This is a genomic window from Corynebacterium sp. CCM 9203 (genome assembly GCF_041357675.1).
Taxonomy (GTDB): Bacteria; Actinomycetota; Actinomycetes; order Mycobacteriales; family Mycobacteriaceae; genus Corynebacterium.
Genome location: NZ_JAUERY010000002.1, coordinates 309,795 through 323,321, shown reverse-complemented (window position 1 = coordinate 323,321; position 13,527 = coordinate 309,795). Strand labels below are relative to the sequence as shown.

Annotated in this window: 18 protein-coding genes; 17 read left to right on the top strand and 1 reads right to left on the bottom strand. The window is 62.8% G+C overall.

Annotated elements, in window-relative coordinates:
• The first annotated feature begins 23 nt into the window (after positions 1-23).
• From rplC to rpsQ, 10 genes are read left to right on the top strand one after another with little or no spacing between them, the layout of a single operon-like run.
• The gene (gene rplC, locus QWU44_RS04800; protein WP_370914566.1) at positions 24-680 is read left to right on the top strand and encodes a 50S ribosomal protein L3; all 657 of its coding nucleotides are present in this window, start codon (positions 24-26) and stop codon (positions 678-680) included.
• Positions 677-1,333, top strand: a complete 657-nt coding sequence (gene rplD / locus QWU44_RS04795; protein ID WP_370914565.1) for a 50S ribosomal protein L4 — start codon at positions 677-679, stop codon at positions 1,331-1,333. The genes rplC and rplD overlap by 4 nt, the downstream gene beginning before the upstream one ends.
• Positions 1,333-1,638 (top strand): 50S ribosomal protein L23, encoded by a 306-nt coding sequence (gene rplW / locus QWU44_RS04790; RefSeq protein WP_198739022.1) that lies wholly within the window; start codon positions 1,333-1,335, stop codon positions 1,636-1,638. The genes rplD and rplW overlap by 1 nt, the downstream gene beginning before the upstream one ends.
• A 30-nt stretch (positions 1,639-1,668) precedes the next feature.
• Positions 1,669-2,511, top strand: a complete 843-nt coding sequence (rplB, locus tag QWU44_RS04785) for a 50S ribosomal protein L2 (protein WP_370914564.1) — start codon at positions 1,669-1,671, stop codon at positions 2,509-2,511.
• A 13-nt stretch (positions 2,512-2,524) separates the two neighbouring features.
• On the top strand, positions 2,525-2,803 hold the full coding sequence (rpsS, locus tag QWU44_RS04780) for a 30S ribosomal protein S19 (RefSeq protein ID WP_013241207.1): 279 nt from the start codon (positions 2,525-2,527) through the stop codon (positions 2,801-2,803).
• A gap of 3 nt (positions 2,804-2,806) precedes the next feature.
• Positions 2,807-3,172, top strand: a complete 366-nt coding sequence (gene rplV / locus QWU44_RS04775; protein WP_198734956.1) for a 50S ribosomal protein L22 — start codon at positions 2,807-2,809, stop codon at positions 3,170-3,172.
• A complete protein-coding gene (rpsC, locus tag QWU44_RS04770; protein WP_198734955.1) occupies positions 3,172-3,924 on the top strand; it encodes a 30S ribosomal protein S3 in 753 nt (250 codons plus the stop codon). Before rplV ends, rpsC begins: the two co-directional genes overlap by 1 nt.
• Positions 3,925-3,928: 4 nt before the next feature.
• Positions 3,929-4,345 carry a 50S ribosomal protein L16 gene (rplP, locus tag QWU44_RS04765; RefSeq protein ID WP_198734954.1) on the top strand — a complete coding sequence of 139 codons (417 nt, stop codon included), beginning with the start codon at positions 3,929-3,931 and terminating at the stop codon, positions 4,343-4,345.
• Entirely contained in the window at positions 4,345-4,575 is a 231-nt protein-coding gene (gene rpmC / locus QWU44_RS04760; protein WP_198734953.1) for a 50S ribosomal protein L29, read from the top strand. The genes rplP and rpmC overlap by 1 nt, the downstream gene beginning before the upstream one ends.
• A gap of 2 nt (positions 4,576-4,577) precedes the next feature.
• Positions 4,578-4,868, top strand: coding sequence for a 30S ribosomal protein S17 (gene rpsQ, locus QWU44_RS04755; RefSeq protein WP_198734952.1), 291 nt, complete (start codon positions 4,578-4,580; stop codon positions 4,866-4,868).
• Positions 4,869-5,271: 403 nt separating this feature from the next.
• Here rpsQ and QWU44_RS04750 read toward each other — a convergent pair whose 3' ends face one another.
• A complete protein-coding gene (locus QWU44_RS04750; protein WP_370914563.1) occupies positions 5,272-5,406 on the bottom strand; it encodes a hypothetical protein in 135 nt (44 codons plus the stop codon).
• A gap of 276 nt (positions 5,407-5,682) precedes the next feature.
• Here QWU44_RS04750 and QWU44_RS04745 point away from each other — a divergent pair, with 276 nt between their 5' ends.
• The 7 genes from QWU44_RS04745 (at position 5,683) to rplE (ending at position 13,449) form a co-directional block, all read left to right on the top strand.
• On the top strand, positions 5,683-6,996 hold the full coding sequence (locus tag QWU44_RS04745) for a lysine 6-monooxygenase (protein WP_370914562.1): 1,314 nt from the start codon (positions 5,683-5,685) through the stop codon (positions 6,994-6,996).
• Positions 6,997-7,060: 64 nt separating this feature from the next.
• Positions 7,061-8,665 (top strand): amino acid adenylation domain-containing protein, encoded by a 1,605-nt coding sequence (locus QWU44_RS04740; RefSeq protein WP_370914561.1) that lies wholly within the window; start codon positions 7,061-7,063, stop codon positions 8,663-8,665.
• A 54-nt stretch (positions 8,666-8,719) separates the two neighbouring features.
• Positions 8,720-9,829, top strand: coding sequence for a thioesterase domain-containing protein (locus QWU44_RS04735; RefSeq protein ID WP_370914560.1), 1,110 nt, complete (start codon positions 8,720-8,722; stop codon positions 9,827-9,829).
• 117 nt (positions 9,830-9,946) lie between these two features.
• Positions 9,947-11,737 carry a siderophore-interacting protein gene (locus tag QWU44_RS04730; RefSeq protein WP_370914559.1) on the top strand — a complete coding sequence of 597 codons (1,791 nt, stop codon included), beginning with the start codon at positions 9,947-9,949 and terminating at the stop codon, positions 11,735-11,737.
• Positions 11,738-12,193: 456 nt separating this feature from the next.
• A complete protein-coding gene (rplN, locus tag QWU44_RS04725) occupies positions 12,194-12,562 on the top strand; it encodes a 50S ribosomal protein L14 (protein ID WP_198734946.1) in 369 nt (122 codons plus the stop codon).
• On the top strand, positions 12,563-12,877 hold the full coding sequence (gene rplX, locus QWU44_RS04720; protein WP_198734945.1) for a 50S ribosomal protein L24: 315 nt from the start codon (positions 12,563-12,565) through the stop codon (positions 12,875-12,877).
• A 2-nt stretch (positions 12,878-12,879) separates the two neighbouring features.
• Positions 12,880-13,449 carry a 50S ribosomal protein L5 gene (rplE, locus tag QWU44_RS04715; RefSeq protein ID WP_198734944.1) on the top strand — a complete coding sequence of 190 codons (570 nt, stop codon included), beginning with the start codon at positions 12,880-12,882 and terminating at the stop codon, positions 13,447-13,449.
• Positions 13,450-13,527: the final 78 nt, after the last annotated feature.

Genomic DNA, 13,527 nt, shown 5'->3' with positions numbered 1-13,527 from the left:
TTTCAGCCAGTGGAGAATAAGTAATGAGTGAAACAGAGATCAAGGGCATTCTGGGCACCAAGCTCGGTATGACCCAGGTCTTCGACGATGACAACCGGGTTGTTCCGGTAACCGTCGTCGAAGCTGGGCCGTGCGTGGTCACCCAGATTCGCACCATCGAAAATGATGGCTACAACGCCATCCAGATCGCCTACGGCGACATTGACCCGCGTAAGGCGAACAAGCCTGCCGGTGGTCACTTCAAGAAGGCTGGCGTTACCCCCCGTCGGCACGTTGCGGAGATTCGTATGGACGATGTCTCCGGGTACGAGCTCGGACAGGACGTCACCGTCGACATCTTTGAAGGCATCACCTTCGTTGACGTCACGGGAACATCGAAGGGTAAGGGCTACGCCGGTGCTATGAAGCGCCACGGTTTCGCCGGTCAGGGCGCCTCCCACGGTAACCAGGCCGCACACCGTCGTGTCGGCGGTATCGGTGCCTGCGCGACCCCCGGACGTGTCTTCAAGGGCACCCGGATGGCAGGGCGTATGGGTAATGAGCGCGTCACCACCCAGAACCTTAAGGTTCAGAAGATTGATGCCGATGCCAACCTGCTGCTCATCAAGGGTGCGATCCCTGGTGTGCGTGGCGGCGTCGTAACCGTTAAAACCGCAGTGAAGGGCGGTGCACACGCATGACCAATCTCAAGCTTGACGTCCAGAAGGCCGACGGAGCAACCGCCGGCCAGGTCGAGCTGCCGGCCGAGATTTTCGACCGTGAGGCATCAGTTGCGCTGATGCACCAGGTCGTCCTCGGACAGCTCGCGGCCAAGCGCCAGGGCACGCACTCCACCAAAACCCGCGCAGAGGTGTCCGGGGGCGGCCGCAAGCCGTTCCGCCAGAAGGGAACCGGTCGCGCTCGTCAGGGCTCGATCCGTGCCCCGCACTTCGCCGGTGGCGGTATCTCGCACGGCCCCGTGCCGCGCGACTACTCCCAACGCACCCCCAAGAAGATGAAGGCAGCCGCGCTTCGCGGGGCTTTGACCGACCGGGTTCGCCATGAGCGCATCCACGTTGTCAGCGAACTGGTCGAGGGCCAGACGCCGTCGACGAAGTCGGCCCGTGCCTTCATCGAGCGTCTGACCGAACGCCGCAACGTGCTGGTCGTCCTCACCCGTGAAGACGTCACCTCGTGGAAGTCCGTCCGAAATCTTCCGGGCGTGCACATCCTCACCGAGGATCAGCTGAACACCTACGACGTCCTCAAGTCGGACGACATCGTGTTCTCCGTTGAGGCTCTGACCACCTTCATCAACCGGGCCACTGGCGCGGTCAAGGAGGAGGAGAACTAATGAGCACGATCGCTAACCCGCGTGACATCATCATCGCCCCGGTGGTGTCCGAGAAGTCCTACGGACTGATGGAGCAGGGCACCTACGTGTTCTTCGTCTCCCCGGACGCCCACAAGACCCAGATCAAGATTGCCGTCGAGCAGATCTTCGGTGTGAAGGTCGCCAGCGTGAACACCGCTAACCGTGAGGGCAAGCGTAAGCGCACCCGTTCCGGTTTCGGTCAGCGCAAGGCCACCAAGCGCGCCTTCGTGACGCTCGCTGAAGGCAGCGATTCCATCGACATCTTCGGCGGTTCGGCCGCGTAAGCGCGCCGAAGGTAAGGACTTAGAGAACCAATGGCTATTCGCAAGTACAAGCCGACTACGCCGGGCCGGCGCGCAAGCTCCGTGTCGATGTTCGAGGAAATCACTCGCTCGACGCCGGAGAAGTCGCTGCTGCGCCCCCTGCACAAGACCGGCGGCCGTAACGTTCACGGCCACATCACCACCCGTCACAAGGGCGGTGGACACAAGCGCCAGTACCGCCTGATTGATTTCCGGCGGCACGACAAGGATGGCGTTGAGGCTAAGGTCGCTCACATCGAGTACGACCCGAACCGCACCGCCAACATCGCCCTGCTGCATTACGTTGATGGTGAGAAGCGCTACATTATCGCTCCCCGCAACCTGCGTCAGGGGGCCATCGTCGAAGCTGGCGCCAATGCAGACATCAAGCCCGGCAATAACCTGCCGCTGCGCAACATCCCGGCCGGTGCCACCGTGCACTGTGTCGAGTTGAAGCCCGGTGGCGGCGCCAAGCTGGCCCGTTCCGCAGGAACGTCCATCCAGCTTCTCGGTAAGGAAGGCAAATACGCGATCCTGCGTATGCCCTCCTCCGAAATCCGCCGCGTTGACATCCGCTGCCGTGCCACCATCGGTGAGGTCGGTAACGCCGACCAGATCAACATCCGTTGGGGTAAAGCGGGTCGTATGCGCTGGAAGGGCTGGCGTCCGACCGTCCGCGGTGTCGTCATGAACCCCGTCGACCACCCGCATGGTGGTGGTGAGGGTAAGACCTCCGGTGGTCGTCACCCCGTTTCCCCGTGGGGCCAGCCTGAAGGCCGGACCCGCCGCCCGAATCGTCCGAGCGACAAGCTGATCATGCGTCGTCGCCGCAGCAACAAGAACAAGAAGCGCTAGGAGGTAACAGACAATGCCACGCAGCCTCAAAAAAGGCCCGTTCGTCGATGAGCACCTCCTCGCCAAGGTTGATGCACAGAACGAGAAGGGCACCAAGCAGGTCATCAAGACCTGGTCCCGTCGGTCCACCATTCTCCCCGATTTCATCGGACACACCTTCGCCGTCCATGACGGTCGCAAGCATGTCCCGGTGTTCGTGGATGACTCGATGGTCGGACACAAGCTGGGCGAATTCGCCCCGACCAAGACCTTCAAGGGTCACATCAAGGACGACAAGAAGGGACGTCGATAAGCGATGAGCGAAGACACCATCACGTCCGCAAGCGCGACCGCCCGTTACGTCCGCGTCACCCCGATGAAGGCACGCCGGGTTATTGATTTGGTCCGCGGCAAGTCCGTGGCCGAGGCCCTGGCCATCCTGAAGTACGCTCCGCAGGCGGCCAGCGAGCCGGTTGCCAAGGTCGTCGCTTCAGCGGCCGCAAACGCCGAGAACAACTTCGGCCTGGACCGCGACTCACTCGTCATCTCCGAGGCTTACGCCGACGAGGGACCGACGATGCGTCGTTTCCGTCCGCGCGCCCAGGGTCGTGCCTTCCACGTCCGCAAGCGCACCAGCCACATCACCGTGGTTGTTGAGAGCCAGAAGGGAAGTGCTCAGTAGTGGGCCAGAAAATTCATCCCCACGGCCTCCGGCTGGGCATCACTTCCGACTGGAAGTCCCACTGGTACGCCGATAAGCAGTACAGCGATTACGTCGCTGAAGACATCAAGATCCGTAATTTCCTGTCCAAGGGCCTCGATCGCGCCGGCATCGCCGATGTCGTCATCGAGCGCACGAGGGACCGGGTTCGCGTCGACATTCACACTGCCCGTCCGGGTATCGTGATTGGTCGCCGTGGCTCCGAGGCCGACCGTATTCGCGGCGAGCTCGAGAAGCTCACCGGCAAGCAGGTCGCCCTCAACATCCTTGAGGTCAAGAACATCGACGCCAACGCTCAACTGGTGGCACAGTCCATCGCGGAGCAGTTGACCAACCGTGTGGCTTTCCGCCGTGCGATGCGTAAGGCCATCCAGTCCGCGATGCGCCAGCCGCAGGTCAAGGGCATCAAGGTCGTGTGTTCCGGTCGTCTCGGCGGCGCTGAGATGTCCCGCACCGAGCGTTACCATGAGGGCCGAGTTCCGCTGCACACGTTGCGTGCGGAAATCGACTATGGCACCTACGAGGCCCACACCACCTTCGGCCGTATCGGCGTGAAGGTCTGGATCTACAAGGGTGACGTTGTTGGCGGCAAGCGCGAGAGTGAAATGAACGCTCCGTCCGACCGTCGTGGTCGTGGTGGCGCCGAGCGTCGCGAGCGTCCGCGCCGTGGTGGCCAGCGTCGCCAGCGCGCCGAGCAGAAGCAGGAGGGCTAGACAGATGCTTATCCCTAAGCGCGTCAAGTACCGCCGGCAGCATCGTCCCACCCGGACAGGTGTGTCCAAGGGCGGAAACCGCGTTACCTTCGGTGACTACGGTATCCAGGCTCTTGAGCCGTGCTACATCACCAACCGTCAGATTGAATCCGCGCGTATCGCGATCAACCGCCACGTCAAGCGTGGTGGCAAGGTGTGGATCAACATCTTCCCGGACCGTCCCTTGACCCAGAAGCCGCTTGGCGTGCGTATGGGTTCCGGTAAAGGCCCCGTCGAGAAGTGGGTGGCCAACGTCAAGCCCGGCCGCGTCCTCTTCGAGATGAGCTACGCCAACGAGGAAGTCGCCCTCGAGGCACTCCGTCGCGCAGCCCAGAAGCTGCCCTGCAAGGTCCGCATCATCAAGAAGGAGGACCAGCTCTAATGGCTAACGGTACCCCCGCATTCGAGCTCCGCGAGCTCAACGCCGAGGAGCTTGTCACCCGCCTCAACGAGGCGAAGGAGGAGCTTTTCAACCTCCGCTTCCAGATGGCCACCGGCCAGCTGACCAACAACGGTCGCCTGAAGACGGTCAAGCGTGACATCGCCCGTATCTACACGGTCATCCGTGAACGTGAGCTGGGTCTGTCCGTCGTTCCGGGAGCTGAAGGCTAATCATGAGTGAGGCAAACGTGAACAACCAGGAATCCACCAACGAGAGGGGCGCCCGCAAGGTCCGCACCGGCTACGTTGTCTCGACGAAGATGCAGAAGACCATCGTTGTCGAGCTCGAGGATCGTCGTCAGCACGCGCTGTACGGCAAGACCATCCGCACGAATAGCCGCGTGAAGGCCCATGATGAGGACGGAACTGCCGGCGTCGGCGACCTCGTCCGCATCATCGAGACCCGCCCGCTGAGCAAGGACAAGCACTTCCGTCTCCTCGACATCGTCGAGAAGGCACGCTAGTTCTCTACCGGAATCAACTGTTCGCCCTTTCTGGTTCATCCGGAAATACCGTGAACGGACGATCAAACGAATGTCCCAACCAGTTTCTGGTTGGGGCATTCGTTGTTTTTCACTCGTCTCGCCCGGGCAGTCAACCCCGCGGCAGTGGCGTCGGTTGCGGATTAGGCATCCGGATATTCACTGACCGCAGTGAGGTGAGAATCAATGACGCCTTCTTGTACCGGGTCCTCGGGGGAGGGAAAGTCCTGACCTTCCCGCGTAGCCACGGGCTCTCTGTGTAGGCAGGGAAACAGGAACATGTGTAGGTGAGTTACTCGCATTGGCCCCAACGGACTTGGCAGATCACGCGGGGTGATAGTGCTCCCCGTTGATGTCGGTATCTTCGCCATCAACGGGGAGTTTCCTATCCGGGAAGAATGTCGGTATCTAGATCTTCGAGGAGTTCATGCGCGGGGCTCTGAGCGACAGTCTCGTCACCACTGGTCATATCTGTGCGGCGCGTGACTTCCTTGGGGTGCGTATCTGGCACATTCTTCATTGGGATTCCGAGAAATGGCTTCTGAAGTGTGCGAAGGGGGAGGATGGAGGATTAGCTAAGCGGATACTGAGATTAGATGGAAGGCCCTGACAGGGGCCTGGATATTAGATGAGTCTGCCGGCAATGTAAGGTAGATACGAGCTAAAAGCTAAGGCTGCCCTACGGCGGGTAGCGATCCTCTGATGTCGTGGACCCGTATGTGGTTTTCACGCGCTGTTATGCCGTCGGATCTGGCGGACGGAAGAACCCCCAATATACAGGAACGAGAAAAGCCCAGTGAGTACCCTCACCATCGTCGGAGCAGGCCCCAAGGCGGTCGCGGTGGCTGCCAAAGCCCACGTCGCCGGACGCCTCGGACTGGAGGTGCCGGAGATAATCGTTGTTGACCCCCATGGCATCGGTGCGCACTGGTTGGCCTCCGGGGGTTGGACCGACGGTCGCCACCGGCTGGGCACCCCCCCTGAAAAAGACGTGGGCTTCCCCTATCGGACCGAACTTACCGGTGACCGGGATATTGATGCGAGGATTGACCGAGAGATGGCCGATCTCTCATGGGCGGCCCATCTCATTGACACGGGCAGCTACGCGGACTGGATTGACCGGGGTCGCCCCCAACCGATGCATTGTGAGTGGGCCGATTATTTGCGTTGGGTCGGTGACCGGATTGAGCTGAGTCCGGTACCGGGACGAGTGACCAATGCCGAGGCGATTGACGAGGGCTGGCGGATTCGGGTCGAGGACACGATCTCGGGGGCCCCGAGTTTTCTCTCTTCGGAGGCTCTCATGCTCACGGGGCCGGGAACGAGTGACCGACGTTTTCTCCAGGACAGCAATGTTCTGAGTGTCGCGGGTTTCTGGGCTCGGGTGGCCGCTGACGCTCGTTTCACGGGGCGTGTCTGTGTTGTCGGTGGTGGAGAGACCGCTGCCAGCATCATCGAGGAGCTCACTGTTCACCGTGTCTCAGAGATCATCACCGTCGCACCTACCGCGTGCCTGCTCTCACGAGGAGAGAATTTCCAGGAAAACGGGTTGTACACGGATCCCGATGTGTGGACCACACTGGACGCCGCGACGAGGCGTGCGATGCTGTGTCGAACGGACAGAGGAGTTCTTTCGCTACAGTCGCTCGAACTGATCAGTCGTGACGGTCGGTGTAGACATGTCATGGGGTCGGTCTCGACGGTCAAGATGGGGGCGACGGGGCCGGTCGTCCATGTCGAGAACCCCGCAGGGTCGATCGTGGTGGATACGGTCATTGACGCCCGTGGCGCGGACCCGTCCTGGTTCCTCGGCCTGCTGGGGACGGAAGCATGTGCGCAACTTGCGACCGCGGCCGGGATGGACCAACGTGATGGCGCGAGTAAGGGGGGTCTTGTGGCCGGAATCGAGGGAAGTATCCGCAGGGATCTCACGGTTGATGGGATGAACTCCACTCTTGTTCTCCCGACACTCGCGGGTTTCAATCAGGGGCCGGGTTTCGGCAACCTCAGTTGTCTGGGGCTCCTCGCGGATAGGGTTCTCGGTGGTCTCTCCGGAAATGATGACGGATTGGTTTCCGCGGGGTCTCCGGCTACCTGTGACCGTGCCTGATCTGTCCGTCCCGTGATGACGGGCTGACGTAAGCCAACTATGACTGATAGACGAGAATGGACCAATGATCTCGACCTCTCCCAACCAGATGCGCCCGGTGCCCGCTAGGAACCGTGGTCCGGCGGTCCCGGTCGAACCCGAGACCGTCGACGCGATGATCCGGCTCGCTGCACGGTGTTACCCGGATCTCGACGCGGTGGTCGCGGCTGACGCGACCCTGACCCACGGTGAGTTCGACTCCCGAGTCAATGCGTTCACTCGGACTCTCCTCGACGCGGGTGTCTCGACAGGGGACCGGGTCGCGGTTGTCGCTCGCCGGTCGGCCGCATTGCCGATCGCCGCAGCGGCTGTGATCCGCGCCGGTGGCGTCTATACCCCGGTGGATCCCTCGCACCCGGCGGAGCGTATCGCGTTCATACTCGAGAACGCTGATCCCGTTCTGGTGCTCACAGTCGGCGACGTGGAGATTCCCGGCACGGATCTGCCGGTGATTCCGGTTCCCCTGGCTCCGGAGGGGGACACTTCCACGGTCGAGCCGGAGGAGCTCACCCGGCCGGTAACCCCGGAGGATGGGGTCTACCTGATCTATACCTCCGGTACGACGGGCACCCCGAAGGGTGTCCTGAATGTCCACCGGGGTGCGGCCGCCCACATGCAGTGGTTCGTGCGCACGCTGGGGCCGGTCGAGGATTTCCGGTGGATGCAGAAGGCGCCCGTGGGATTCGATGTGAGTGTTGCGGAGATGATCACTCCGCTGGCCGGTGGCGGTGCCGTCGTGTTGCCCCCGGCAGATTGGTGGCCGGGGGATGTCGACGGTTTTGTGGAAGTCATCCGGAACAACCGGGTCACGGTGCTGTCCATGGTGCCGAGCCACATGAGGGTCGTTGCTGAGGTTCTTGAGGACTTCGGGGACTCTCTCGATGCACTGAACGGACTCCGGTTCCTGCTGCTCGGCGGGGAGGCCGTCCCGACGGATCTGGCGCAGCGCTGCCTGGATGAGATCGGATGCCGGATACTGGGCCTGTACGGTCCGACGGAGGCGGCCATGGATGTAACCTGTGTCGAATACACTGCGGATTCGACCCCGCCCTGTCCAGAGGGTACCTGTCTGCTGGGTCTGCCCGAGGACAATGTCACCGTCCATATTCTCGACGCCGAGGGTAATGAGGTCGGCGACGATGAAACCGGGGAACTGTATCTGGCCGGCGTGCAGCTCGCCGCCGGTTACATCGGCGATGAGGAGCTCACCGCCCGGACGTTTGTGCCCAGCCCCTTCGAGGGGGACGTCGGTGGGCGGATGTACCGGACCGGTGATCTCGCGGGCTGGCACCGAGGGCAGATGTATTACGCCGGGCGGGTCGATGATCAGGTGAAGATCCGCGGTAACCGGGTGACCCTCGGTGAGGTTGAGTCAGCACTGAGTGGGCTTGACGGTGTCCGTGCAGCCGCGGCGGTGGCTGACACGACGGGTGAGAATCCGGAGTTGCGGGGATTCATCGTGGCTGAACCGGGATGTCCGGACTACGACGCCCTGGCTGCACAGATGCGGGGACGGGTTCCCGCCTACGCGGTTCCCTCGACGATCACCTTGATTGAACAACTTCCCGTCACCGGGAACGGGAAGCTGGATCGCCGAGAACTGATCCGGATCTACCATTCCCGGAAGTGACTTCCACCCTGTCGATGTTTTTCATACAGTACTTCTCCAAGGAGCCCCTGCACCATGACCAAGAATTCCAGTGCCATTCCGGATCGTGCGGAGGCCACGGAGCTCATCGCACGCCACATGAGCGAGCTGACCGGAACCGTCCTTGTGCCGGGTGATGACTTCTTCGCGTGCGGGGGACACTCGCTGTCCGCGATGAAGCTGCTCGGTAGGCTCCGGCGTGCCGGGCTCGACGTGGGTGTTGACACGATCCTCACCCACCGGACTCCGGAAGCCATCGCCACGGCGGTCACCGCTTCTGATGGGGATGGCGCCGCCCCCCGTCCGCAGTTGCCGGGTGAGGGAGTTCTCGTAGATTTCTCCGGCGGTGAGGGCGCCCCGATCTTCTGTTTCCATGCCGTTGTCGGCTTGGCCTGGAGCTACGCGCCCCTGGCGGGGTTGCTTAAGGGGGACTATCGGGTGATTGGTGTGCAGCTCCCGGACGCGGAGACCACGCTGTCGATCGGTCTCGATCATGATGCGCTGTGCCGGTACTATCTTGACCTCGTGCGTCAGGTGCAGCCCGAGGGGCCTTACCGGTTGCTCGGGTACTCGTCCGGGGGTGCTCTCGCACACACGATCGCGGGGATGCTGCAGCAGGACGGTGAGGTTGTCGAGTTCCTCGGTGTCATTGACGCGTATCCGTCGGGGATCTCTCCGGACACCCCGAATGGCCTGGCTGCGGCGTTGGACACTTTCATCCGGCATCATAAACCGGGCGAGGAGATCCCGGAACTTCCCGGCGACGGTGGATTCGGTGACATACTCGCGGTCCTGGAGCATTTCGATGACGCACTGATCGGGGAGATGATCCGGGCGGCGAACGCCCCGAACTTCTCGGATGAGGAGATCGACGCCATGAAGGACGCCTCCGGCAGGTGCTTCATGATTCACATGACGGCAACACGCTCGCCCTATACGGGGCCAGTGCTTGTTCTCCGAGCCGGGGACACGACGGATATGGCGGGCCTGAATTGGGAGCCGCTGAAGGCCTGGGAGGACCTGGACGGTGTGGAGCCGGTCAGTTCACACACCGTGGACAGCGCCCACCTCGCAATGAGTTCCCTTGAGGCGTGGGAATCCATGGTGCCGGTCATTGAACGTCATCTCACCCGGGGGCCGGTGTAGCTCCCCGGAAGATGCTGGGGGGATGAACACCCGATAACTTTGTTCGCTCCTCCGGGGGTTCGGTAGCATGAGGGTTTCCTAACCTTCTTCCCCACTTTTGGAAGGGCCTTGACGCATATGGCGCGGAGTAGTCGGCACCACGACATCTATCCGATCAGTATCCGGGAGCTAGAGGTGATCCGGGCGGAGGATGTCACGCCCGGGATGCGTCGGGTGGTTCTCGGTGGGCCGGGTCTTCGGGCACACACCCGGGACGGGTACGAGGTGCCTGAGTTCATCAGTGATGGATTCGATGATGATGTGCGCATCATCTTCCCTGATCCCGTCACCGGATCGAGGCCCTATCCACCGCCGACAGGGGATGGGCGGTTGCAGTGGAATGAAGAGGTCAACCGGCTGTTCCGGACCTACACGGTACGGCACTTCGATGTGGTCAAAGGTGAGGTCACCATCGATTTCGCCCGCCATGGCCACGGCCTCGCGGAAGGTTGGGCAGTGTCCGCGACACCTGGGGCGAAGGTGTGGGTTGCAGGTCCGAAGCGGTGCGGCGTGTTGCCCACCCACACTGATCATCTCATCCTGGTGGGGGATGAGACGGCGCTCCCCGCGATCAGCCGCTGTCTCGAGGAACTATCCGGGTCCGCGTCCGTGACCGTGCTCGTGGAGGTTGCGGAGCGGTGTCATATCCAGCAGCTCGACAGCACCGCCGCAGTGGATCTGCGCTGGATCGTCCGTGCCGATGGTGGGGATCTCGCCGAGGAATTCGCCAAGATGGACTGGCCGGAGGGCCGCGTCTACGTGTGGTGTGCCGGGGAAGCGGGACAACTGCGGGCAATGCGCCAGGTCATCAAGGACCATGATGTTGATCCGGCGGATCGGGAACTGACCGGCTACTGGCGTGAACAGACTGAGGGGGACGGTGGCGGGGCGGCCCCGGTGCGGGCGTTGGCGCGCCTCGCGGATGTCTCCGGTGGGCTGGCGCTCCGGGCGGCGGTGCGGACCGGGATCTTCACTGCGATTGGGGCCGGTCATGACACCCCGGCGGCGCTCGCTGCCGCGACCGGCATGAATGAGGCGATCACGGTGCGTTTCCTCCGGTATCTCGAATCGCAGGCGTTGCTTCGGCTCGTCGTTGAGACGCAGGAGGACGGCCCGGTTGTCACCGGTGTCCGGTTGACGGCGATGGGCCGGGAACTCGCTGACCCGGAATCGAGTACGGTGCAGATGCTCGCGGGTCCGGGGCTGGTGAAGCTGTTGGCGTTTCTGCGTCTCGACGCAGCAGTGTGCAGCGGTGGTGCGGTTGACCTCGGTGCCCGGGCGGACGCGGGGGGCCTCGACGTCGCGGGGACGGTGTCCCGGGTGGTGGGCAGTCAGCAGGCGGCAGCGGCCGCGTGGACGGCGCCCGCCGTGATAGCGGCGCTCGACCTCCGGGCGGACGGCGACCGTCGGCCAGTGGTCGGCTTCATGGGGGCCGCCGCAGCGGCATATGCGGAGGAGTGCGCGCACCGCCGAACGGATGTCTCCGTGGTGTGCCTGTGTGCGGCGGAAGAACCGGATGGGCAGCGCGCAGACGGGGTCGTCCGCCGCGGTTACGCGCCGGGTGAGCAGGTCTCGGGCGTCGATACGCTGGTTGTGGTGGACCCGTTCGCCTGCGCGTTCCCCGGTGGTGTCGACGAGGTGCTCGCTGCCACTGGAGTCCCGAGGCTAGTCCTGGTGACACCGCAAGTGGAGGAGCACGCCGGGGATGCAGAGGACTACGAGGCCGACCTCATCCGGCTGTGTGTCTCCGGGGCATCGGTTCCCACCCGCCGAGACATCCGGGATGCGCTCGGGCGGGCTGGCTATCTGCTCGACACTGCAGAACCCGCCGGGTGGGGTTTCTGGCGGATCACGGCTACTCGACGGTAGTCGCAGAATCGGAGAGAGCGTCTCCCCCTACCCGTAGCTGCTATTCCGGGTTATTCAGCATGGGGATGATGGCGAGCGGTCCTCCGTCCTGGATCGTGAGTTCGTGGGCGAGGCGGGAGCATTGGGTTATCCGGCATGTCGAATATGTGCTGGTGTCGGTAGAACTAGGGGTGGGGTAGGGGGGTGGGTTGCCGCATTTCGTCCGGTATGGTTCAATGATTCGGTCGCTGACGTGGGTCGGTTCGCCGTGCGTTTCCGAGCGCGGGCCGAGACCCTTCGACATCGCAGGTACTGTCGGGCGGACTGTGTCCGGTTGGCCGGTGCTTGCTCATGTACGGTGTTCGTCGCCTTCACCGGGTTCTTCCCGGAGCGTCAGTGGCCGTGCAAGTACATCAGACCGCGTGTGTTCGGGTCGGAAATCCGGCGCACATTGAAATCCAGGTCAGGAGACCCATAGTGATTCAGCAGGAATCGCGTCTGCGGGTCGCCGACAACACTGGTGCACGGGAGATTCTGTGCATCCGCGTTCTCGGTGGCTCCACCCGACGCTTCGGCGGTATCGGTGACGTCATCGTCGCCACCGTCAAGGAAGCCACTCCCGGCGGCAACGTGAAGGCCGGCGAAATCGTCAAGGCCGTCATCGTGCGCACGAAGAAGGAGACCCGTCGTCCGGACGGCTCCTACATTCGTTTCGACGAGAACGCAGCCGTCATCATCAAGAACGACAGCGATCCGCGCGGTACCCGTATCTTCGGCCCCGTCGCCCGTGAACTCCGTGAGAAGAAGTTCATGAAGATCGTCTCGCTGGCACCGGAGGTAATCTAAATGAAGATCCACAAGGGCGATAACGTCCTCGTCATCTCCGGTCCGGACAAGGGCGCACGCGGCAAGGTCATCGAGGCCTACCCGAAGCGTTCCAAGGTCCTGGTCGAGGGAGTCAACCGCATCAAGAAGCACGTCGCGAACTCCGCGCCCGAGCGTGGTGCCGAGTCCGGTGGCATCGTCACCCAGGAAGCGCCGATCCATGTCTCCAACGTCATGGTCATCGACTCCGATGGAAACCCGACCCGCGTCGGCTACCGTGTCGATGAGAACGGCAAGCGCGTGCGCATCTCCCGACGCAACGGGAAGGACATCTGAACATGAGCGAGAACTACACCCCTCGTCTGAAGACCCGCTACCGCGAGGACATCCGCACCGCGCTGTCTGAAGAGTTCAACTACGACAACGTCATGCAGATCCCCGGCGTCGTCAAGGTTGTCGTCAACATGGGCGTCGGCGACGCCGCCCGTGACGCCAAGCTCATCAACGGCGCACTCGAGGACCTCACCCTGATCACCGGTCAGAAGCCGGAGATCCGTCGGTCCAAGAAGTCCATCGCCAACTTCAAGCTGCGTGAGGGCATGCCCATCGGCGCCCGCGTCACCCTCCGCGGTGACCGCATGTGGGAGTTCCTGGACCGCCTGCTGACCGTCGCCCTGCCCCGTATCCGCGACTTCCGCGGACTGTCGGATCAGCAGTTCGACGGTCACGGCAACTACACGTTCGGCCTCACGGAGCAGACCATGTTCTACGAGATCGACGTGGACAAGGTTGACCGTCCCCGTGGTATGGACATCACCGTCGTCACCACGGCAACGAACAACGATGAAGGCCGTGCCCTGCTTCGCGAGCTGGGCTTCCCCTTCAAGAAGCCGGGCCAGGAGCGCTAGTCTCCGTCAGCCCGCCGACAAGGCCGCCCTCCCCGAACCTCGGGGAGGGCGGCCTTTCGTCATTGTGGATGCGGCGCC